At 55.1% G+C, this 20938-nt stretch carries 20 protein-coding genes; 9 read left to right on the top strand and 11 right to left on the bottom strand.

Annotated features, from left to right (window positions below; all coding sequences use genetic code 11):
• Window positions 1-574 precede the first annotated feature (574 nt).
• The 4 genes from ACOTWU_RS20705 to ACOTWU_RS20690 all read left to right on the top strand — a co-directional run bounded on the left by ACOTWU_RS20705 (window position 575) and on the right by ACOTWU_RS20690 (window position 4565).
• Window positions 575-763, top strand: a complete 189-nt coding sequence (locus tag ACOTWU_RS20705) for a YadA-like family protein (protein WP_071788661.1) — start codon at window positions 575-577, stop codon at window positions 761-763.
• Window positions 764-948: 185 nt separating this feature from the next.
• Window positions 949-1392, top strand: coding sequence for a hypothetical protein (locus ACOTWU_RS20700; protein WP_023304098.1), 444 nt, complete (start codon window positions 949-951; stop codon window positions 1390-1392).
• 311 nt (window positions 1393-1703) lie between these two features.
• The gene (locus ACOTWU_RS20695; protein WP_015572345.1) at window positions 1704-3080 is read left to right on the top strand and encodes a diaminobutyrate--2-oxoglutarate transaminase; all 1377 of its coding nucleotides are present in this window, start codon (window positions 1704-1706) and stop codon (window positions 3078-3080) included.
• A gap of 18 nt (window positions 3081-3098) precedes the next feature.
• Entirely contained in the window at window positions 3099-4565 is a 1467-nt protein-coding gene (locus tag ACOTWU_RS20690; protein WP_023304100.1) for a pyridoxal phosphate-dependent decarboxylase family protein, read from the top strand.
• A 44-nt stretch (window positions 4566-4609) separates the two neighbouring features.
• Here the strand turns inward: ACOTWU_RS20690 and ACOTWU_RS20685 are convergent, their stop codons facing one another.
• The 3 genes from ACOTWU_RS20685 to ACOTWU_RS20675 are packed head-to-tail and all read right to left on the bottom strand — an operon-like array spanning window position 4610 to window position 8396.
• On the bottom strand, window positions 4610-6808 hold the full coding sequence (locus ACOTWU_RS20685; RefSeq protein WP_126498841.1) for a polysaccharide biosynthesis tyrosine autokinase: 2199 nt from the start codon (window positions 6806-6808) through the stop codon (window positions 4610-4612).
• Entirely contained in the window at window positions 6808-7257 is a 450-nt protein-coding gene (locus tag ACOTWU_RS20680; RefSeq protein ID WP_017383364.1) for a protein-tyrosine-phosphatase, read from the bottom strand. Before ACOTWU_RS20680 ends, ACOTWU_RS20685 begins: the two co-directional genes overlap by 1 nt.
• Complete coding sequence (locus ACOTWU_RS20675) at window positions 7257-8396, bottom strand: polysaccharide export protein (protein ID WP_017383365.1); 1140 nt, start codon at window positions 8394-8396, stop codon at window positions 7257-7259. Before ACOTWU_RS20675 ends, ACOTWU_RS20680 begins: the two co-directional genes overlap by 1 nt.
• Before the next feature lie 482 nt (window positions 8397-8878).
• On the opposite strand from ACOTWU_RS20675, the gene ACOTWU_RS20670 reads away from it, so the two are divergent.
• The gene (locus ACOTWU_RS20670) at window positions 8879-9211 is read left to right on the top strand and encodes an RcnB family protein (protein ID WP_003859260.1); all 333 of its coding nucleotides are present in this window, start codon (window positions 8879-8881) and stop codon (window positions 9209-9211) included.
• Window positions 9162-9641: a GNAT family N-acetyltransferase gene (locus tag ACOTWU_RS20665; RefSeq protein WP_126498843.1), complete on the top strand. Its 480-nt coding sequence runs from the start codon at window positions 9162-9164 to the stop codon at window positions 9639-9641. The genes ACOTWU_RS20670 and ACOTWU_RS20665 overlap by 50 nt, the downstream gene beginning before the upstream one ends.
• 89 nt (window positions 9642-9730) lie before the next feature.
• On the opposite strand, the gene apbC is transcribed toward ACOTWU_RS20665, so the two are convergent.
• Window positions 9731-10840 (bottom strand): iron-sulfur cluster carrier protein ApbC, encoded by a 1110-nt coding sequence (gene apbC, locus ACOTWU_RS20660; RefSeq protein ID WP_023295046.1) that lies wholly within the window; start codon window positions 10838-10840, stop codon window positions 9731-9733.
• A 137-nt stretch (window positions 10841-10977) separates the two neighbouring features.
• On the opposite strand from apbC, the gene metG reads away from it, so the two are divergent.
• A complete protein-coding gene (gene metG, locus ACOTWU_RS20655) occupies window positions 10978-13011 on the top strand; it encodes a methionine--tRNA ligase (protein ID WP_015572338.1) in 2034 nt (677 codons plus the stop codon).
• A 108-nt stretch (window positions 13012-13119) separates the two neighbouring features.
• Here the strand turns inward: metG and ACOTWU_RS20650 are convergent, their stop codons facing one another.
• The 3 genes from ACOTWU_RS20650 to ACOTWU_RS20640 are packed head-to-tail and all read right to left on the bottom strand — an operon-like array spanning window position 13120 to window position 16035.
• A complete protein-coding gene (locus ACOTWU_RS20650; RefSeq protein ID WP_015572337.1) occupies window positions 13120-13590 on the bottom strand; it encodes a DUF1456 family protein in 471 nt (156 codons plus the stop codon).
• Window positions 13591-13636: 46 nt separating this feature from the next.
• The gene (gene btsR, locus ACOTWU_RS20645) at window positions 13637-14356 is read right to left on the bottom strand and encodes a two-component system response regulator BtsR (protein WP_015572336.1); all 720 of its coding nucleotides are present in this window, start codon (window positions 14354-14356) and stop codon (window positions 13637-13639) included.
• Window positions 14350-16035 carry a sensor histidine kinase gene (locus ACOTWU_RS20640; protein ID WP_017383370.1) on the bottom strand — a complete coding sequence of 562 codons (1686 nt, stop codon included), beginning with the start codon at window positions 16033-16035 and terminating at the stop codon, window positions 14350-14352. The genes btsR and ACOTWU_RS20640 overlap by 7 nt, the downstream gene beginning before the upstream one ends.
• Window positions 16036-16253: 218 nt before the next feature.
• On the opposite strand from ACOTWU_RS20640, the gene mlrA reads away from it, so the two are divergent.
• Together mlrA and ACOTWU_RS20630 are read left to right on the top strand one after the other, a co-directional pair.
• A complete protein-coding gene (gene mlrA, locus ACOTWU_RS20635) occupies window positions 16254-16994 on the top strand; it encodes an HTH-type transcriptional regulator MlrA (RefSeq protein ID WP_003859273.1) in 741 nt (246 codons plus the stop codon).
• Window positions 16995-17063: 69 nt separating this feature from the next.
• Entirely contained in the window at window positions 17064-17177 is a 114-nt protein-coding gene (locus ACOTWU_RS20630) for a protein YohO (protein ID WP_022648678.1), read from the top strand.
• Here ACOTWU_RS20630 and ACOTWU_RS20625 read toward each other — a convergent pair.
• From ACOTWU_RS20625 to osmF, 4 genes are read right to left on the bottom strand one after another with little or no spacing between them, the layout of a single operon-like run.
• Window positions 17152-17889, bottom strand: a complete 738-nt coding sequence (locus tag ACOTWU_RS20625; RefSeq protein ID WP_017383373.1) for an ABC transporter permease — start codon at window positions 17887-17889, stop codon at window positions 17152-17154. The genes ACOTWU_RS20630 and ACOTWU_RS20625 overlap by 26 nt on opposite strands.
• A complete protein-coding gene (locus ACOTWU_RS20620; RefSeq protein WP_039270368.1) occupies window positions 17873-18823 on the bottom strand; it encodes an ABC transporter ATP-binding protein in 951 nt (316 codons plus the stop codon). The genes ACOTWU_RS20625 and ACOTWU_RS20620 overlap by 17 nt, the downstream gene beginning before the upstream one ends.
• On the bottom strand, window positions 18816-19973 hold the full coding sequence (locus ACOTWU_RS20615; RefSeq protein ID WP_126498845.1) for an ABC transporter permease: 1158 nt from the start codon (window positions 19971-19973) through the stop codon (window positions 18816-18818). The genes ACOTWU_RS20620 and ACOTWU_RS20615 overlap by 8 nt, the downstream gene beginning before the upstream one ends.
• A 12-nt stretch (window positions 19974-19985) precedes the next feature.
• A complete protein-coding gene (gene osmF / locus ACOTWU_RS20610; RefSeq protein WP_023304109.1) occupies window positions 19986-20903 on the bottom strand; it encodes a glycine betaine ABC transporter substrate-binding protein OsmF in 918 nt (305 codons plus the stop codon).
• Window positions 20904-20938 lie beyond the last annotated feature (35 nt).

Below are 20938 nucleotides of genomic sequence, written 5' to 3'. Positions count from 1 at the left end.
AACCATCTCATTCACTACGTTATTCTCACCTTAATGCTTACATTAATAACAACCGCAACATGATTTTACGTCGTCGGAACTATTCATAATATTTATGACTTAGATCAAAATCATTGGTTTGCGTTTAATTGATAGTTTACTCGCGTTACTAAATAATATTTAGACAACGTTCAACCGTTTTTGAATCCCGAAAATAAATCTGTTCAGCTTCAGTATTTTTTCAACAGTTTATGATGTGAGCTTTTCAAATGAAATCTATGAATAAAACCTTTATTGCTATTTTTGTAATGGGCGTTGTCTTAGCGGGTACAACGAGCCTGGCTGAAGCCGCGAATACGGTTTGGGACGATCAGCAAATCACTAATATTGTAAATGACCATCAGGATCAGATTGCACAAAACAAAGCTGATAGCATTAACCGTGATATCGCAACGGATAACCGCTTAACGCAGGTTAATGACGACCTTCAGTCCACAAAACCAGGTGTGTTAGTCGTGGATAAAATGGCTAACGACGCACATCAGAAAGCGTTGCTTGCCGGTGCGCTTGCTGATGTGAGACGGCCCTACAGGGTGTGGCGACTAACGGCACAGATGGAGAGAAAGGTGATAAAGGCGATGCCGGCGCGACTTACAACAGCGAGAGCGCGCTTGCTGTCGGTGCATCCGTTAACTTTAATTCCCATGTCATCGCGAAAGTGAGCTTCTCAGATGATACCGCGAATAATATGGGCGCTTCGGTTGGGATTGGAATGGGCTTTTAACGCGTAAAATAATCATCGGGAAAAATAGAATGCCTCATTTTAGCGGATGGGCATTTTGTTAATACAAAAAGATGTCTAAATATATTTTTATTTCGGTAGCCCTGTATCTGATGCTGATTTCGGTCGGGATCTGGATCGGCGTGATGTATGTCTCATGGTATTTGTGTCGTTTTTAAGGCGATAAAATGAAAAAAGTAATGATGTTCGTTATAAGTACCACCGTGCTTGCAGGTTGTGTCTCGCCGGCGCACGCCATAAACGCCCATTATCGCGCTCAATTAGAGCGTTCGGGATGCACGCAAATGAGCGCTGGCGATGGCTCTTGTGATATCAGCAAAACCAAAGCGGAAAACGCGGCACAACACGAACCAGCGACATCCGTTCACGATCCCCTGCGTGAAGCCTCGTTCTCGTCGGACACGGTTAACGCCACGCTTTCTAACGGCTTTTTTAGCGCCACCGTTAACGGCAAGAAAGCCAGCGTTAAACGCCTGAATGCGAATTTCTATGAGATCCGTGGTAATGGTTTTGTGATATCGCTAAGCCTGGATGAAAACGGTATTACGGACGCGTCGTGGAATAAAACGAAGGGACGCGAACACGGTATTTTACGCGTTAGCCAGAAATAAACAGCGTAAGGAGGCTCACTGCCTCCTTTTCACCTGACAATCGCACGATTTGTCACACTCTTTTGTCTGATTTTACAATGCGGATAAATCATACGTAAGCTACTGTTTTTATTTAGCATAAAGTGCAATCTCCCCCATACAAACGGCGTTCTTCCCTGCCCTGTGCCCTGTGTCACAAAACAGTAAGCAAATTAACCATTGAGCCCGGTGACAAAAGGCTCTATATTGGCGGCGTTTTTTTCAGGCCCCATCTGTTTTTTAACTTTTTATTCAATCGTTGCTCATAACGAAGCGGCGGTTGTAGGAGTGATATGATGACGGATAAAGTCCGTATTGACACCGTAGATGCCCACAAAAGCAACGAAACCTATCTGGCCCGTCAGGCCGAATTTGAATCTAACGTCAGGAGTTATCCGCGCAAATTGCCTTTAGCGATCACGAAAGCAGAAGGCGTGTGGATCACCGATGCAGATAATAAAGAATACCTTGACTGTTTAGCAGGCGCAGGCACCCTCGCGCTTGGACACAATCATCCTGATGTGCTGAAAAGCATCCAAAATGTCATTACCAGCGGCTTGCCGTTACATACCCTGGATCTGACCACGCCGTTGAAAGACGCGTTTTCAGAATACCTGCTCTCTCTGTTGCCTGGTCAGGGCAAAGAGTACTGCCTGCAATTCACTGGCCCGTCCGGGGCTGACGCCGTTGAAGCGGCGCTGAAGCTGGCAAAAAAAGTGACCGGTCGTAGCGGTATCATCAGTTTCTCTGGTGGTTACCACGGTATGACCCACGGCGCACTGTCCGTCACCGGCAACCTGTCTCCGAAAGAAGCGGTTGACGGTATGATGCCAGAAGTCCAGTTCATGCCTTACCCACACGAGTACCGTTGCCCACTGGGTATCGGTGGTGAAGCGGGCGTGAAGGCGCTGACCTACTACTTCGAAAATCTGATTAACGACGTCGAAAGCGGCGTGCGTAAACCTGCCGCGGTGATCCTCGAAGCCGTTCAGGGTGAAGGTGGCGTGAACCCGGCGCCTGTTGAGTGGTTGCAGCGCATCCGTAAAGTCACTCAGGAACACGGTATCCTGCTGATCCTCGACGAAGTCCAGGCTGGCTTTGCCCGTACCGGTAAATTCTTTGCCTTCGAACACGCTGGCATTGAGCCAGACATCATCGTGATGTCTAAAGCAGTCGGTGGCGGTCTGCCGCTGGCCGTGCTCGGTATCAAAAAGCAGTTCGATGCATGGGCGCCAGGTCACCATACCGGTACTTTCCGCGGCAACCAGCTGGCGATGGCAACCGGTCTGACCACGCTGAAGATCCTGAAAGACCAGAACATCGCGGGCAAAGTAGCTGCACAGGGCGAATGGCTGAAAGGCCAGCTGAAAGAGATGGCGAAACGCTATCCGGTGATCGGCCACGTTCGCGGTCTGGGCATGATGATCGGTATTGAAATCGTTAAGCCACATGAAGCCGCCGATCACATGGGTTGCTTCCCGGGCGATGGCGAGCTGTCTGCCCTGATCCAGAAGAAATGCTTCGAAGCCGGCCTGATTCTGGAGCGTGGCGGCCGTAACGGTATCGTTCTGCGTCTGCTGCCTTCTCTGCTGATCAGCGATGACGAGCTGAAAGTCTTCCTGGATAAATTCGAGCAGGCACTGCTTGCTGCGGGCGTTAGCCCGGCGTAACCGGAGTTGTTGAATACGATGTCTGATTCAAACCCAATTTTGTTCTCCTCTGCGCAGAGCATTGAAGCTTACCAGCAGGCGATTGAACAAAGCACTCAGGCTGTGATGCAGTGGCTGAAACAGCCTGAGATGTACCAGGGCAAAACGGTCGCGGAGCTGCGCGACCGTATTAAGCTGGATTTCAACCCGAAAGGGCTGGGCAACGAAGCGGCGATCGAACGCGCCGTGGAGTTCTTCCTGAAAGACAGTTTGTCCGTTCATCACCCGCAGTGTGTGGCGCACCTGCACTGCCCAAGCCTGGTGGTTAGCCAGGCGGCGGAAGTGCTGATCAACGCCACTAACCAGAGTATGGACTCCTGGGATCAAAGCCCGTCCGCAACCATCATTGAGATCAAACTGATCGAATGGCTGCGTACCCGCGTGGGTTATCAGGCTGGCGACGCAGGCGTCTTCACCAGCGGCGGCACCCAGAGTAACCTGATGGGGCTGATGCTGGCGCGTGACGCGTTCTTTGCGCGTCAGGGCCACTCGGTTCAGCAGGACGGTCTGACAGGCGATCTGCGTAAGATCCGCGTGCTGTGTTCGGAAAATGCCCACTTCTCCGTGCAGAAAAACATGGCGCTGATGGGTCTGGGCTACCAGTCCGTGGTGCAGGTGAAAACTGACGAATTCTCCCGCATGGATCTCACCGATCTGGCGGCGAAAATCGAACAGTGCAACGCGAACGGCGAGCAGATCCTGGCGATTGTGGCCACGGCCGGTACGACCGATGCGGGTGCTATCGATCCGCTGCGTGCTATTGCTGAGCTGGCTGCGAAACAGAATATCTGGGTGCACGTTGATGCGGCCTGGGGCGGCGCGCTGCTGATGTCTGAGCAGTATCGTCACTACCTGGACGGTATCGAGCTGGTGGATTCCGTCACCCTGGACTTCCACAAGCAGTTCTTCCAGACCATCAGCTGCGGTGCGTTCCTGCTGAAAGAAGCGCGTCACTATGAACTGATGCGCTATCAGGCGGCCTATCTGAACTCTGAGTTCGATGAAGAAGCTGGTGTACCTAACCTGGTCTCCAAATCTCTGCAAACCACGCGCCGTTTCGACGCGCTGAAACTGTGGATGAGCCTGGAAGCGCTGGGTCAGGAGCAATACGCGGCAATCATCGATCACGGCGTGACGCTGGCACAGCAGGTTGCGGCTTACGTGAAAGAGCAGTCTGCTCTGGAACTGGTGATGCAACCCCAGCTGGCAAGCGTGCTGTTCCGATTCCGTCCGCAGGCGCAGATGGATGACGCCGGTATTGCCCTGCTGAACCAGAAAATTGGCGATGCGCTGCTGGAGTCTGGCCGTGCAAACGTCGGTGTGACCGAGCATAACGGTATCACCTGCCTGAAGCTGACCCTGCTGAACCCAACCGTGACGCTGGAGGACGTAAAAATCCTGCTGTCCCTGGTTGAGCGTACCGCGCAGGAAGTGATGGCGAAGTAATACTTATCCCTCTCCCACCCGGGAGAGGGATTGTTTTTCCCGCGCTAACGCCTTTCCCCTTTTTTCCTCGAAGCATAACCGTATTCATACTGGCTGTACCCCGAGCTGTAATACAGCGCTGCGGATTTAACAATATCGTTGAGGATTGTGCCGCTGACCTTCACGCCAACGTGCTGTAACCGTTTAACGGTATTCTCCATCTCTTTCACGCTGGTTTTATCGAAACGGGCAACCATTAGCGTTGTTCCGGCTGCTCTGGCGACCAGCGCGGCATCGGTGACGGCCAGGACCGGCGGAGTATCAATGATGACAATGTCATATTGCTCGTTAACCCAGGACATGACGGAAAGGAATCGTTCGCTTAACAGCAATTCTAACGGGCGCAGGGGTTCCGGGCCGCAGGTGATGACGTCAATTCCCCCTTTTTCAGCATGCTGAATGACCTCCGCTAAGTCGCGTTTCCCTTCGAGCAGGCAGGACAATCCGTGGCGGTTCTCCAGACCAAAAATATTATGAACATAGCCCTGGCGCATATCCGCATCAATAAACAGCACCCGCTGACCGCTCTGCCCGGCGATGGCCGCCAGATTCGTCGCCACCAGCGTTTTTCCGCAGTCCTGCGTGGGGCCAGAAATCATCACAATGCGGTTCTCAGCCTCCATCATGGTGAAATGCAGACTGGTCCGCAGCCCGCGTACTGCTTCAACAAACATATCAGCAGGGCGATCGACGGGCAGGAAAGGCACATCCGAGGTTTTGTGTTTCCAGCGACGAGAAAACGGATTTTTTCTGCGCAACTGCGTTTTACTCCACAGCCACTGTGAACGTGGCAACGTAGCCAGAACCGGCATCCCCTGCGCTTCCAGCTGTTCGGAAAGCGTGATCCCACGTTTGAACGCCTGACGTACCAGCACGGTCCCCATTGAGAGCATTAGCCCGAACAGCGCGCCAAGAACGATGATTAACGCTTTACGCGGCTTTATCGGGTCCGGCAGCGTAACAGCCTCATCAATGATCCTCACGTTCCCGACAGCGCTGGAGCGGGAAATATTCAGCTCCTGCTGGCGCGTCAATAGCTGTAAATAAATCGTGCGACCCGACTCAACATCGCGGCTCAGGCGTAAAATCTCCTGCTGCGTGGAGGGCATAGCTGACACACGGTTATTGAGACGCTCCCGTTCCCGCTCAAGGGTCTGTCTCTTTTCATGCAATGCACGATAGGTAGGGTGACTTTTTTTAAAGAGCTGGGAGATCTCTGCCTCCCGGAGCGTCAGCTCATTTAGCTGATTCTCAACGTTAACAACCTGATCCAGGACAGATTTTGCCTCCAGAGACAGGTCCACCGAGTCTCGCTGCGCCCGGTAGGCATTCAGCCGCGCTTCTGCCTGATCAAGGTCCGCGCTGATTTTCGGCAACTGCGCCTGTAAAAAATCCAGACTACGAGAATCCTGAGCCTCCTGGCGCGCGATATTTTGCTGGAGATAATTTTCAGCAATTGCATTCAGCACCCGGGCGATGCTGTCAGGGTCTTCGCCCGTCAGGGTTAAGGTCACGATACCGCTCTGTTTCTCCGATTCTGCAACCGTGAGACGCTTCTTCAGCGCGTTGATCGTCTCAAGCCGCGTCAACGACTTAAGCGAAAATTGCGTGCCTGGCTCAGCCTCAATCGACGTCACCAGCAGAACGATCCCTTGCGTAACCAGCGTTTTCCCAACCTGGCCGTCGGCCTCAATGTTTTCGCCCGTCAGGTGATATTTTCCCGCTTCCTGTACGGTCAGCGTGAGCTCTTGCGCGTTGCCTTCCACCTGCGGGATCTGGAGTTCGCCTAACGTGATTTTGCCCTGCTCACGCCCTTGCAGACGCTGCCAGAGACGCCCCACCACAGGCAAAACGCGCTGCTTTGCCTGCTGTGTCAGAGCTAATTTGTCAACGGTCTCGCCGAGGATCATGCGGGATTTCAGCAGTAAAATTTCAGGGGCAACATCCGGCGACACATCGGTGCCCAGCTGGCTCAAACCTTTGAGCAGGTTGTTATCGTGTTTGTTTTCAATTTGCACCATGGCATCCGCCTGATAAACAGGTGGCGCAATCCAGGCATAGAGACCGGCGCACAGGATGAACAGGAACGTCACGCACAGAATCATCGTGCGGTGGTCGATCATCTCGACGAGCAAACGAACGAGATCGACTTCATGTTGTTGGGGTGCCGCTGCACCATAATTGTCTGTTGTGTAAGACGACATTAATGCTTCATTCCTTTCTGACCTAAACGACGTGCCCATTCCTGACTGGCTTTACCCAATAGCCCAAACACATATTCAAACGCTTCCCGGCTTTGACGGTAGGGATCGGGGATCTCCTGCGGCTCCAGCCATTGCCCAAAAAGCAGCGACTTTCCTCGAATCTCCGGCGCCATGGCCGCAATGAAGCGAAGATGTTCCGGCTCCATAACCAGGATAAGATCGGATCCCTGCATCAAATTGCGTGTCAGCCTTCGCGCCACATGACCGTCGAGGGAAATCCCATGCCGCCAGGCTACGTCCTGGGCGCTGTCATCCGCCGGGCACCCTTCAAGCCCGAATATGCCCGCCGAGGCGATATATCTGTCGGGCAGGTGCTGGCGCAAAAGCCGCTCCCCAATCGGAGAACGGCAGACATTTCCGGTGCAAACCACGAGTATTGATTTGAACATTATTGCGGCCACGATCTGATGTAACGAACCGTTTCGGTAAGGTCATGCACCCCGCTGATGGTCGGAACAAGCTGTGATATCACACGATTCCAGCGGGACAGTGGTGCAGTGGTGACATAGACAATGTCATAGGGCTCAAGCTGAAACTCGGTGCCTAACACCATGGCTGATGCGTCCTGAGCATTGAGCTGGTAGAGGTTGGCAATTTTTTCTGAACGCTCGCTTTTCGGCAGCGAACGAATGACAAAAATTCCGGTGGCATCGGCCATATTCTGGTTCAGCCCACCGGCATTGCCCAGCGCTTCGGCCAGGGTCATGCCGCTGCGATCCATTTTCAGCGTGCTCTGTTTAACGACCTCGCCCATGACGAACACTTTCAGCGCATCGTTACGGGGGACAAACAGAATATCGCCGGGATAGAGCAGCTTATTTTGCGTGAGATCGCCATGCTGCATCAGCGCATATAGCGAGAGGCGCGTGTCCTTCCCATTATGCGTCAGCACGACATTGCGCCAGTCCGCGTCGGCAGAGAGCCCCCCAGCGGCGTTTACGGCATCCATGACCGTTAACGGGATATTAGTAATAGCCTGCTGCCCTGACTTCACCACCTCGCCCGTCACATAGGCTTTTTGTGAGCGAAAAGAGGCGACGCTGACATCCACCTGCGGGCTTTCAATAACATTGTTCAGCCGGGCCGTGATCTCCTCGCGTACCCGTGCGACCGTTTTGCCAGCCACCGGCAATTTACCGACATAGGGATAGAAAAGCGTGCCGTCGGCATTGACCCAGTTACCGGTGTCACTGGCGCTACGATACTGCCCTGCCGGGGTTGTCAGTTCAGGGTGATCCCAGACGGTGACGGTCAGAATATCCCCAACGCCGATACGGTATTCCCAGTTTTTGACCTGTTCATCCAGATTAGGATTTGCCTGAGATTTCAAAACCGATGGCCGCAATTTTTCAATTAACGAAGGCGTAAGAGGATAAACATCAATCCGTTTCTCAAGACGATCATTTGCATCTTCTGCGGCAATTATCTTTTTCCCAGCGAGATCGAGATGCTGGCCAGGGTAAAATACGCAGCCAGATAAGGGGGTAATAATTAAAAATAATATCGATACAACTGTTGTGTTTTTCATTTATTACATAATATCTTTTATAGTAGTGATTATCGTATACAGGATAAAACAGTAACATTTCACTCAAGCACAAGTTGCTGTTATTCAATGAATTAACAGAAACACAAAGAGTATTTATAAAACCACACGACATTCCTTTGGGCAGACTTTACAGCCCTGCATTGTCTTAATCAGGCTTTCGGAAAGAGGGTTTCAGGCAATCTTAAATGTTCTATTTGTTGAATGCATGCCTGAATCTTAGTAAATTTGCCTTGAAAATGTTTTTTCAGAATTAATTAATAAACCAATAATTATGTTATCTGTATAAGCTCATATTTATTCGTCGAAGTAATAATTAATGACGGTTGCGACTACACAAAACCGTGCGCTTTTGTTACATTTTTTGCAAACTCACCCTGTGAGGATACTTAAAATGAACTGTCTGCCATCCGTTTGCGGATCTGCACACAAAAAGTATCAGTAACGATATGACTGGAGAAAAAATGGCTAAGCGTAAATTGTTGCTTCTGGGTGTATTAGTGTCACTGGCGGGGGCCGCGCACGCTGCACCGCAAGCGTCGACAGCGCCTTCCGGCATCAAGGCCTATGAAGAACAAGAGTTTATTGCCGATTTTACGAAGTTCAAAATTGGCGACACCGCGCCCGCGCAGTATCAGACGCCTGAGTACACCATCAAACAGTACCAGTTGCGTAACCTTCCTGCGCCCGATGCCGGTACACACTGGACCTACATGGGTGAGAATTATGTTCTGATTGGCGATGCCGATGGCAAAATCTACAAAGCCTATAACGGAGATATTTTCTATCACCGCTGATACGATCCTAATCCGTCCGTGGCAGGAGAGCGATCGCCCTTTCCTGCGCACGCTCTTCCTTCACGCCCGACGTGAAGCCTGGCCGTGGCTGGACAGTTCTGCGTGGCAGCTTGAAGATTTTGACACGGCAACCCTGGACGAAGGGATTTGGGTGGCGGAGCAGGATGGGCACCGACTTGGCTTTGCCTCAGTCTCGACGAACGATAATTTTCTGCACAACCTGTTTGTCGATCCGAACTATCAGAGCCTGGGCGTCGGACATGTGTTGCTTGAACACGTGCAGAAGACGTTTACCAGCACGGGTTCACTCAAGTGTCTGGTGAAGAATGAGCGGGCGGTTGCGTTTTACCAGCGCCACGGCTGGCACATTGAGGCGACGGGAGATTCTCCGGACGGAGAGTATTATTTGATGCACTATCGGCTTGGGTAAAGTCAGGTGGCGCTACGCTTACCTGACCTACAAAATCGAGGTAGGCCGGGTAAGGCGAAGCCGCCACCCGGCACTAACGCGCAGAGGCGTTACACCGCGCGGAAGGCGATTTCACCCGGAATGACTTCGCCCTGCCAGTAAAGCTGCGCCGCAACGCGCCCCGCCAGCTGACGATAGATTTCCGTGAATTCGCTATCCGGACGGCTGACCACCGTCGGCTTACCGCTATCCAGATCTTCACGCAGTGTGATATGCAGCGGCAGTTGCCCCAGCAGTTGCGTGTGGTATTGCGCCGCCAGCTTTTCGGCGCCACCGGTACCAAAGATAGGCTCATGGTGCCCGCAGTTGCTGCAAATATGCATGCTCATGTTCTCGACGATACCCAGTACCGGCACCTCCACCTTCTCGAACATGACGATGCCTTTTTTGGCGTCGATCAGCGCGATATCCTGCGGCGTGGTGACCACGACGGCGCCGGTAACCGGAATGTTCTGCGCCAGCGTCAGCTGGATATCACCTGTGCCCGGCGGCATGTCCAGTACCAGATAATCGAGGTCAGGCCACATTGTCTCCTGCAACATTTGCAGCAGCGCCTTGCTGGCCATCGGGCCACGCCAGACCATTGCGTTATCGTCCGTAACCAGGTAACCAATGGAGTTGGTCGCCAGACCGTGCGCCACGATTGGCGCCATGTGGGTGCCGTCCGGCGAAGTTGGACGCTGGTTTTCCGCCCCCAGCATGTTTGGAATGGACGGGCCGTAGATATCCGCATCCAGAATGCCGACTTTCGCCCCTTCAGCCGCCAGCGCAAGCGCCAGGTTCACGGCGGTCGACGATTTACCCACCCCGCCCTTGCCCGAGCTGACGGCGATGATGTTCTTCACGCCGTTAACGCCCGGCTGATTTTTCACGCGCTTGAGCGTGGCGATGCTGTGGCTTAGCTTCCAGTCAATTGCATTTGCGCCGGTAATGCGCAGCAGCTCAGAGCTGGTTTGCTCTTTCAGGGCATCAAAGGCGCTGGTCCAGACGAACGGCATCTGTAGCTCAATGTGCAGCGTATCGTCCAGCCATGCGACGTGATGAAGCGCTTTCAGCGTCGTGAGATTGTGCTTCAGGGTTGGATGCTGAAAATTAGCCAGCGTCCCGGCGACCATTGCTCGTAAGGCTTCCGGTGATTTGGCCTGGGATTGAGAACTCATCCCGACTCCTTTGTTCTTGTGAATAAGACCTTAGACAAACAAGTTTACCTGAAAGGCCGCGGTTTGTGCTTACTTAATAATGCCCCTTTTGGTAATATCGAAAACCCTTTTCACAGTTAAAAGAAGTAATGCCTACTATGACTCAAGTCGCGAAAAAAATTCTGGTAACGTGCGCCCTGCCGTACGCCAACGGCTCAATCCACCTCGGCCACATGCTGGAGCATATCCAGGCTGATGTCTGGGTCCGTTACCAGCGAATGCGCGGCCACGAGGTGAACTTCATCTGTGCGGACGATGCCCACGGCACGCCGATCATGCTGAAAGCGCAGCAGCTGGGCATTTCCCCGGAACAGATGATCGCCGAAATGAGTCAGGAGCATCAGACCGATTTTGCTGGCTTTGACATCAGCTATGACAACTATCACTCCACGCACAGCGACGAAAACCGCGAGCTGTCAGAGCTGATCTACACCCGTCTGAAAGAGAACGGTTTCATTAAAAACCGCACCATCTCTCAGCTGTACGATCCGGAAAAAGGCATGTTCCTGCCGGACCGTTTCGTCAAAGGCACCTGTCCGAAATGTAAATCCCCGGACCAGTACGGCGATAACTGCGAAGTGTGCGGCGCAACCTACAGCCCGACCGAGCTTATCGAACCGAAGTCCGTGGTCTCCGGCGCGACGCCGGTGATGCGTGACTCCGAGCACTTCTTCTTCGACCTGCCGTCGTTCAGCGAAATGCTGAAGGCGTGGACCCGCAGCGGTGCGTTGCAGGAGCAGGTCGCGAACAAAATGCAGGAGTGGTTCGAATCCGGGCTGCAACAGTGGGATATCTCCCGCGATGCGCCCTACTTTGGCTTCGAAATCCCGAACGCGCCGGGCAAATATTTTTACGTCTGGCTGGATGCGCCGATTGGCTACATGGGGTCGTTCAAGAATCTGTGTGACAAGCGCGGCGACACCGTAAGCTTCGACGAATACTGGAAGAAAGATTCCGATGCCGAGCTGTATCACTTCATCGGTAAAGACATCGTTTACTTCCACAGCCTGTTCTGGCCAGCAATGCTGGAAGGCAGCAACTTCCGCAAGCCGACCAACCTGTTCGTACATGGCTACGTAACGGTGAACGGCGCGAAGATGTCTAAATCTCGCGGGACGTTTATTAAGGCCAGCACCTGGCTAAACCACTTTGACGCGGACAGCCTGCGCTACTACTACACCGCGAAGCTCTCTTCCCGCATCGACGATATCGACCTGAATCTGGAAGATTTCGTGCAGCGCGTGAACGCGGACATCGTCAACAAGGTGGTGAACCTGGCGTCCCGTAACGCAGGTTTTATCGCCAAACGCTTTGACGGCGTGCTTTCTGCCGAACTGGCCGATCCTGAGCTGTATAAAACCTTCACCGACGCCGCCGCTGCGGTTGGCGAAGCCTGGGAAAGCCGTGAATTCGGTAAAGCCATTCGCGAAATCATGGCGCTGGCAGACGTGGCCAACCGCTATGTCGACGAGCAGGCGCCGTGGGTGGTGGCGAAACAGGAAGGCCGCGACGCCGACTTGCAGGCGATCTGCACCATGGGTCTGAACATGTTCCGCGTGCTGATGACCTGGCTGAAGCCGGTTCTGCCGCAGCTGGCAGCCCGCGCGGAAGCATTCCTGAACACCGAACTGACCTGGGATGCCATCCAGCAGCCGCTGCTCGGCCACAAGGTGAACACCTTCAAGGCGCTGTATAACCGCATCGAGATGAAGCAGGTTGACGCGCTGGTGGAAGCATCCAAAGAAGAGGTGAAAGCGGCTGCCGCACCGGTGACCGGCCCGCTGGCGGACGATCCGATTCAGGAGACCATCACCTTTGATGATTTCGCCAAAGTCGACCTGCGCGTGGCGCTGATTGAAAACGCGGAGTTCGTGGAAGGTTCTGACAAACTGCTGCGTCTGACCCTGGATCTGGGCGGCGAGAAGCGTAACGTCTTCTCCGGCATTCGTTCCGCGTATCCCGATCCGCAGGTGCTGATTGGTCGTCAGACCGTGATGGTGGCAAACCTGGCGCCGCGCAAAATGCGCTTCGGCATCTCTGAGGGGATGGTGATGGCCGCAGGCCCGGGCGGGAAAGATATCTTCCTGTTAAGCCCTGACGAAGGCGCGAAGCCGGGTCAGCAGGTGAAGTAATAAAAAAGCCGGATGAGAATCCGGCTTTTTTTTGCCCGGCGGCGCTACGCTTGCACGGGCCTACGGGTTTTGTAGGCCGGGTCAGGCGAAGCCGCCATCCGGCTAAAATCACCCCTTCTGGTTATGCACCCGCTGCGTCAACCCACGCAGGAAATAACGCAGAAACTGATCCCCACACTCGCGGTAATTCTTATGATCCGGGGCGCGCATCATGGCAGTGATTTCCGGCATCGACACGCGAAATTTCTGCTCGGTCATGATCGCCAGAATGTCGTCAGTTTTCAGGGAGAAAGCAATACGCAGCTTTTTCAGCACCGTGTTGTTATTTACCCGACGCTCCAGCGCCAGCTCAGGCGCAGATTCATCTTTGCCGCGCTTGTCGTAGATCAGGCCATTCAGAAAGCCCGACAGAATAATGTCCGGGCAGCGAACAAAACCCTCTTCATCTTCTTTAGTCATCCAGGTGTCGAACCCGGCGGACGTGGATTCCATGTCGGAGAGCGCAAGAATGCGCACCATGTCATTATTGTTCGCTTTCAGGGTGTAGCGCAGGCTACGAAGAATATCGTTACTTAGCATAGAGCCTTCGAATGTCGATGATGCAATGGCGCGCAGTGTACCAGTTTTACAGCCCTATCGCCTCTTTCAAACTTTTCAGGTAGCGACGACTGACGGGAACGGTTTGCCCGGCACGTAACACCAGCTCGGCCTGGCCGTTATCTTCCAGACGGATCTCTTTCAGGTGCGCCATGTTCACCAGATACTGACGATGGCAGCGGATTAGCGGCGTGCGGCTCTCCAGCGTGCGCAGGGTCAGCTCGGTAAAGCCTTCGTTACCTTCAGCGCTGGTGACGTATACCCCGCTCAGACGGCTGCTGACAAAGGCAACGTCGTCCATTTGCAGGAGGTAAATCCGGCTGTGCCCGGTACAGGGTATAAACTTTAGGGGCTGCTGATGCTCCGGCAGCAGCGTCACGTCCTGCACGGTACGCTCCTGATGCAGGCGGGTCAGGGTCTTTTCAAGCCGTTTCTCTTCAATCGGCTTCAGCAGATAATCAAATGCGTGCTCTTCAAACGCCTTTACCGCGTACTCATCAAAGGCCGTCAGAAAGACGATATAGGGACGGTGCTCCGGGTCGAGCATGCCGACCATCTCCAGCCCGCTGATGCGCGGCATCTGAATATCGAGGAACAGCACGTCCGGGCGCAGTTTATGCACCGCACCGATGCCTTCAATCGCATTGGCACATTCCCCCACAACCTCGATATCACTCTGCTCCTGCAACAGAACACGCAGGTTTTCCCGTGCTAACGGCTCATCATCGACAATCAGCACTCTTAACATGCGTTCTCCTCCAGCGGCAATCGTAAGGTAATTCGGGTATAGCGGTCTGGCTCACAGGCGACGGTGATACCGCAGTCGTCACCAAAATGCGCGCGCAGGCGTTTATCCACCAGGCTCATGCCCAGACCGCCTGACGCGGAAGCTTCATACAGCCCCGCGTTGTCTTCAATATCCAGCACCAGATGGTGGTTAAAACGGGAAGCGGAAATCATAATCTCTCCACTTCCCAGCAGCTGCGACGTCCCATGCTTAATGGCATTTTCTACAATCGGTTGCAGGGTAAAGGCCGGAAGATGCTGATACGCCAGATCGTCCGGGACGGATAACGACACCTGTAAACGTGACTGGAAGCGCGCTTTTTCAATTTGCAGATAGGCGTTTACATGCTCAATCTCGTCCGCGAGGGTGACGATCTCCGAGGGTCGCTTCAGATTTTTGCGGAAAAAGGTCGAGAGAAATTGCACCAGCTGCGCGGCCTGATCGCTGTCGCGGCGGATCACCGCTTTCAGCGTGTTGAGCGCGTTAAACAGGAAATGCGGGTTCACCTGAGCGTGCAGGAGCTTAATTTCTGACTGCGTCAGCAGCGCTTTTTGCCGTTCATACTGCCCCGCCAGGATTTGCGCCGAAAGCAGCTGGGCGATCCCCTCCCCCAGCGTGCGGTTGATGGAGCTGAACAGGCGGTTTTTGGCTTCGTAAAGCTTAATAGTGCCCATGACGCGCTGGTTTTCACCCCGCAGGGGAATGACCAGCGTAGAGCCGAGTTTGCACTGCGGATGCAGGGAACAGCGGTACGGCACTTCATTTCCGTCGGCATACACCACTTCACCCGTTTCAATAGCGCGCAGGGTATAGGCCGAGGAGATCGGTTTGCCCGGCAGATGGTGGTCGTCGCCGGTACCGGTAAACGCCAGCAGCTTCTCGCGATCGGTAATCGCCACGGCTCCGATATCCAGCTCTTTATACAGCACCTGCGCCACCTTCATACTGTTCTCCTCGTTGAATCCCTGCCGCAGGATCCCTTCCGTCGACGCCGCAACTTTTAAGGCGGTGGCAGAAAATGCCGAGGTGTATTTTTCGAACATGGCGCGTTTGTCGAGCAGAATGCGCATAAACAGCGCCGCACCTACAGTATTGGTGACCATCATCGGTGCGGCAATGCTGCTGACCAGATGTAACGCATCGTCAAACGGGCGCGCGATCAGCAGGATGATCGCCATCTGCGCCATTTCCGCCACGAAGGTAATCGCCCCTGCGGTAAAGGGACTGAACACTTTATCCGGGCGACCGCGCTTAATCATATAGCTGTGGACGAGACCACCGAGCAGCCCTTCGACGATGGTGGAGATCATGCAGCTCAGCGCCGTCATACCGCCCATCGAATAGCGGTGCAGGCCGCCGGTTAACCCCACCAGACCGCCGACAACCGGGCCTCCGAGCAGCCCGCCCATTACCGCGCCGATGGCGCGCGTATTGGCGATGGAATCTTCGATATGGAGACCAAACCAGGTCCCCATAATGCAGAATATGGAAAATACGACGTAGCAGAGGAATTTGTGCGGCAGACGGACGGTGACCTGCATCAGCGGGATAAACAGGCGCGTTTTGCTCATCAACCAGGCGATGACAAGGAACACGCACATCTGCTGAAGCAACAGCAGCACCAGATTAAACTCGTACATACTCACAAACCGCACATTCTAAAAACGCGTAACATACACTGATAGCGGTTAACTTTCTTTGAAACGTGCCAAAAAAGCGATAAATCGTGTCCGCCATCACACCTTTTGCCGGAGATAACCTGTCTTTCGTATAATTTGTACAAAAAAGAATCAAATCTTCCTGGTTCCGCAAAGTGGGTCTACAGTTAAGCTGGGGACGCGCAAGCCTGGGGGCGAAAATGGCGCTTTACACAATAGGTGAAGTGGCACTCCTGTGTGATATCAATCCCGTTACGCTACGGGCGTGGCAGCGACGGTATGGATTGCTTAAGCCGCAAAGAACGGACGGCGGGCACCGCCTGTTTAACGATGCGGACATTGACCGGATCCGCGAGATCAAAAGCTGGATCGACAATGGCGTACAGGTCGGCAAGGTAAAATCGCTTCTGAGCCAGGACGATCCAGATACGCAGCATCTCTGGCGCGAGCAGCAGGAAACGCTGCTGAGGCTGTTGCAGAGTGGCAATTTGCAGCGTCTGCGCGGCTGGATCAAAGAACAGGGTCGAGACTACCCGGCGCAAACCCTGATCACCCATCTTTTTATTCCCTTACGGCGTCGGCTTCAGTGTCAGCAAACCACCCTACAGGCGTTGCTTAGCATGCTTGATGGCGTGCTGATTAACTATATTTCCGTCTGTCTTGCCTCAGCGCGGAATAAAAACAGCAAAGATGCGCTGGTGATTGGCTGGAACGTACACGATACCACCCGGCTGTGGCTCGAAGCCTGGATTGCCACCCAGCAGGGCTGGCGCGTTGACGTGCTTGCCCACTCCCTGGCCCAGCTCAGGCCGGAACTGTTTGAGGGACAGACGCTGCTGGTCTGGTGCGGCGAAGTCCCCTCCGCTTCCCAGCAGCAGCTCCTGACGGAATGGCGCGAACATGGTTATCCCGTTTACTCGCTGGGGCCAAATGCGTCGTAACGGCATTTAATTGTTCATTAACAGCTGCGCTTCACCGTATAATTGTTCCGTTAACAACAGGAGCACATGATGAAGGCAACGAAACTGGCCGTAATTACCCTTTTTGCACTGATGGCCGTCAGCGGTATCGGTGGCGTTATGCTTGCAGGTTATTCATTTATTGTTCGCGGCGGTGTTGGCTGAGGTATCCGGCCAGGCGTTCAAACAGGCGATCCACCACAATCGCCGCCAGCGCAACCAGAACCGCCCCCTGAATAATGTAAGCCGTATTAAACCCGCTTAACCCGATAATGATCGGCGTTCCCAGCGTATTGGCTCCGACCGTCGAGGCGATGGTTGCCGTACCAATGTTGATAATCACGGACGTTCGCACGCCAGCGATAATCACCGGTGCGGCCAGCGGCAGTTCGACCTTCACCAGCCGCTGCCAGGCGCTCATCCCCATTCCTTCCGCTACGCTCAGCACCGATGCAGGCACCGCCGCAATCCCCGCCAGCGTCCCTTGCAGAATGGGCAACACGCCGTACAAAATCAGCGCAATGATGGCAGGCTCCTGCCCAAAACCGATCGCCGGCACGGCAATCGCCAGCACGGCCACCGGCGGGAAGGTCTGCCCCGTTGCGGCGATGGTCTCCACCAGCGGACGGAACTCCCTGCCCGCAGGCCGCGTCACCGCAATACCGGCGCCTGTGCCCAGCACGATGGCAATCACGCTTGACACCGCCACCAGCCAGAAGTGCGCCAGGGTGAGATTAACAAAGCTCTCCTGCTGGTATACCGGACGCGGCAGCCCGGGAATAAGCGCATTAAACAGCGCCGCGCTGTGCGGCATCAGGTAGAGTAAGGCGATAAACAGCCCTGTCAGCCAGAGTAACGGATCACGGACCCACTTCACGCGTCACCTCCCCCGCCAGCAGATCGCGAAAATGGATCGTCCCGCATGGCGTCCCCTGCCCGTCCGCAACGGGTAATACCTCGCACTGCCGGGCGACAAACGCCGACAGAGCATCGCGCAGGCTCATCCCATCGTGCAGCGGTTCACCACCGATTTGCGCATCCTGCGGACGCAGATAGTCCCTGACGGTGCGCAGCGAGAGCAGCCTGACGCCCAGCTCGCTGCGGCCAAAAAATTCACGCACAAAATCGTTTGCCGGCGAGGTTAACAGCTCAAGCGGCGTTCCCTGCTGGACGACTTCGCCGTGATCCATCAGTACCAGACGGTCGGCCAGCCGCAGCGCTTCGTCGATATCATGGGTCACCAGCACGATGGTGCGCCCAAGAATACGGTGGATACGGCTCATCTCCGCCTGAAGTGCGCCGCGGGTGACCGGATCCAGCGCGCCGAAGGGCTCATCCATCAGCAGCACCTGCGGGTTAGCGGCCAGCGCGCGCGCCACCCCGACCCGCTGCTGCTGTCCGCCGGAAAGCTGATGCGGATAGCGGTCGCGAAGCGACGCGTCCAGGCCCAGCAGCGCCATCAGCTCGTCGACACGCTCATTGATCTTCCCCCGGGACCATTTTTCCAGCTGTAGCACGGTGGCAATGTTCTGCGCCACCGTCCAGTGAGGAAACAGGCCGATGGACTGAATGGCGTAGCCCATACGCCGCCGTAGCTCCAGCACCGGCAGGCTGCGGATCTCCTCTCCGGCAAAGCGAATCGTCCCGCTGTCGTGTTCCACCAGCCGGTTGATCATCTTCAGCGTCGTCGATTTTCCCGACCCCGACGTCCCGATCAATACCGAGAACGCCCCTTCGGCAAAATGCAGATTGAGGTGGCTTGCCGCCGGACGGCCCGCAAAGGTTTTACTCACATCATGAAATTCAATCATTGGCTCTTCTCCTGAGCAGCGCGAGCCACAGGGCAAACAGGGCATCCAGTACGACCGCCAGCGCAATCGTGGGCACAACGCCCAGCAGCACCAGATCCAGCGCGCTGCTGAGCAGCCCCTGGAACACCAGTGCTCCAAAGCCGCCCGCCCCGATCAGCGCGGCAATCACCGCCATCCCCACGGTTTGCACCGTCACTACCCGCAGGCTGCGAACCAGCAGCGGAAGCGCAAGCGGCAGCTGTATTTTCCAGAAACACTGCCGCGCGCTCATCCCCATCGCATGGGCGCTTTCCAGCACGTCGGGCGGAACCTGGCTTAACCCCGCCACCACGCCGCGCACCAGCGGCAGCAGCGCATACAGCACAAGGGCAATCAGCGCGGGCGTCAGCCCCGTTCCGGCAATGCCTGCCGCGGCCAACGCAGGGAAGGATTTCACCAGACCGGCGAGGGGGGCGATCAGCAGGCCAAACAGGGCGACGGAAGGGATAGTCTGTATCACGTTGAGCACGGTAAAGACGGCACCCTGGCGGCTGGGATGTCGGTAGCACCCTATACCCAGCGGCACGCCCAGCAGCAGCGCCGGGATCAGCGTCCCGAACAGGATCGTCAGATGTTGCGCCAGCGCGTCGTCAAACACCTCCTGGCGGTTGACGTACTCTTTTAACAGCGAGAGTTGATTCAGATCGCCGCTGAAGAGGATCAGCAGAGGGATAACCCAGAATTGCGCGTTCAGCAGCCAGCGCCAGACGGGTAGCGGCGTCAGACGGCGAATGGCATCGCTACAGACCAGCAGACAAAGTGCCAGCCATAGCCACAGCCCGCTGCCGATCGACGTGCGCGCCAGCGGGCTTTCAACCGAGGCCATCTGCGTTGCCGCCTGTCCCGCGCTCCAGAACAGCACGATAAACAGCGCTTCGCTGAGCAGAAGCGTCAGCCACAGGGCGGTTCGCCCCGGCCAGAAGGCTAAGGCAACGGTACTCGCCAGCGCCGCGCCCAGCAGCAGCGGCGTAAATGCCCAGATCTGCCAGAGCGCGCGCGGTTCGCCCGACACCAGACGGTTTGGCGCGACATTCACAAAAGGTAACGCGACCGCCGCGATGGCCACACAGGCCAACAGCAGCAGAACGCGGTTATGGCATTTTATTGGCACAGCCTTGTCCCGTTACTTCACAAGCCCTTGTTGTTTCAGGAAGTCGGCAGCCACTTTTTTGGCATCCAGCCCCTCAACGGCAATGCTGGCATTCAGCTGTTGCAGCGTTTTCGCATCCAGTTTTTCAAACACCGGTTTGAGCCATTCCGCAATATCCGGGTAGGCTTTCAGCACCGCCTCGCGCACGACCGGGGTTGGGGCGTAAATTGGCTGAACGCCTTTTGGGTCGGTCAGGGTTTGCAGGCCAAGCGCCGCGACCGGGCCGTCGGTGCCGTAGGCCATCGCCGCGTTGACGCCGGAGGTTTGCTGCGCCGCCGCCTTAATGGTCACCGCCGTGTCGCCGCCCGCCAGAGAGAGCAGTTGTGCCTGATCGAGCTTGAAATCATAGGCTTTTTCAAACGCTGGCAGGGCGTCAGCGCGCTCGATAAACTCTGCCGAGGCCGCGAGCTTAAACTCGCCCTTCTCTTTCAGGTAGCGGCTGAGATCGTCAAGCGAGGTGAGCTTGCCTTTCTCGGCAATATCTTTACGCACCGCGATGGTCCAGGTGTTGTTGGCCGGTGCCGGGGTCAGCCAGACCAGCTTATTTTTTTCCGCGTCCAGCTTTTTGACTTTTTCGTACCCGGCTTTGGCATTTTTCCATGCCGGATCGTTTTCATCCTTGAAGAAGAATGCCCCGTTGCCGGTGTATTCCGGGTAGATATCCAGCTCGCCGGACGTGATGGCACCGCGCACGACAGGCGTGGTGCCAAGCTGTACTTTATTGACCGTTTTCACGCCGTGGCTTTCGAGTACCTGCAAAATGATATTGCCGAGCAACGCGCCCTCGGTATCAATTTTGGAACCCACCTTAACCGGCTCTGCGGCCTGTAGCGGCAGGCTTAGAGCCGCCAGAAGCACCGCCGATCCTGTTATCCCCTTAATAATCGTCATTCTGATTTCCTCATTATTTTGTGGCCTTTTTCATA

It is taken from the genome of Enterobacter cloacae complex sp. GYL001, assembly GCF_049237125.1.
GTDB classification, from domain to species: domain Bacteria; phylum Pseudomonadota; class Gammaproteobacteria; order Enterobacterales; family Enterobacteriaceae; genus Enterobacter; species Enterobacter hormaechei_C.
Note: the sequence above shows the minus strand (reverse complement) of the source record. Positions and strands in the feature narration are given on the sequence as shown.

What these genes read in the sequence shown, in the direction of transcription:
- metG (WP_015572338.1), top strand. Translation starts at nt 10,978, where the DNA reads ATGACTCAAGTCGCGAAAAAAATTCTGGTAACGTGCGCCCTGCCGTAC.
- ACOTWU_RS20695 (WP_015572345.1), top strand. Translation starts at nt 1,704, where the DNA reads ATGATGACGGATAAAGTCCGTATTGACACCGTAGATGCCCACAAAAGC.
- osmF (WP_023304109.1), bottom strand. Translation starts at nt 20,903, where the DNA reads ATGACGATTATTAAGGGGATAACAGGATCGGCGGTGCTTCTGGCGGCT.
- btsR (WP_015572336.1), bottom strand. Translation starts at nt 14,356, where the DNA reads ATGTTAAGAGTGCTGATTGTCGATGATGAGCCGTTAGCACGGGAAAAC.
- ACOTWU_RS20650 (WP_015572337.1), bottom strand. Translation starts at nt 13,590, where the DNA reads ATGCTAAGTAACGATATTCTTCGTAGCCTGCGCTACACCCTGAAAGCG.
- ACOTWU_RS20665 (WP_126498843.1), top strand. Translation starts at nt 9,162, where the DNA reads ATGGCAAAATCTACAAAGCCTATAACGGAGATATTTTCTATCACCGCT.
- apbC (WP_023295046.1), bottom strand. Translation starts at nt 10,840, where the DNA reads ATGAGTTCTCAATCCCAGGCCAAATCACCGGAAGCCTTACGAGCAATG.
- ACOTWU_RS20680 (WP_017383364.1), bottom strand. Translation starts at nt 7,257, where the DNA reads ATGTTCAAATCAATACTCGTGGTTTGCACCGGAAATGTCTGCCGTTCT.
- ACOTWU_RS20690 (WP_023304100.1), top strand. Translation starts at nt 3,099, where the DNA reads ATGTCTGATTCAAACCCAATTTTGTTCTCCTCTGCGCAGAGCATTGAA.
- ACOTWU_RS20670 (WP_003859260.1), top strand. Translation starts at nt 8,879, where the DNA reads ATGGCTAAGCGTAAATTGTTGCTTCTGGGTGTATTAGTGTCACTGGCG.
- ACOTWU_RS20685 (WP_126498841.1), bottom strand. Translation starts at nt 6,808, where the DNA reads ATGTCGTCTTACACAACAGACAATTATGGTGCAGCGGCACCCCAACAA.
- ACOTWU_RS20630 (WP_022648678.1), top strand. Translation starts at nt 17,064, where the DNA reads ATGAAGGCAACGAAACTGGCCGTAATTACCCTTTTTGCACTGATGGCC.
- ACOTWU_RS20700 (WP_023304098.1), top strand. Translation starts at nt 949, where the DNA reads ATGAAAAAAGTAATGATGTTCGTTATAAGTACCACCGTGCTTGCAGGT.
- mlrA (WP_003859273.1), top strand. Translation starts at nt 16,254, where the DNA reads ATGGCGCTTTACACAATAGGTGAAGTGGCACTCCTGTGTGATATCAAT.
- ACOTWU_RS20675 (WP_017383365.1), bottom strand. Translation starts at nt 8,396, where the DNA reads ATGAAAAACACAACAGTTGTATCGATATTATTTTTAATTATTACCCCC.
- ACOTWU_RS20640 (WP_017383370.1), bottom strand. Translation starts at nt 16,035, where the DNA reads ATGTACGAGTTTAATCTGGTGCTGCTGTTGCTTCAGCAGATGTGCGTG.
- ACOTWU_RS20620 (WP_039270368.1), bottom strand. Translation starts at nt 18,823, where the DNA reads ATGATTGAATTTCATGATGTGAGTAAAACCTTTGCGGGCCGTCCGGCG.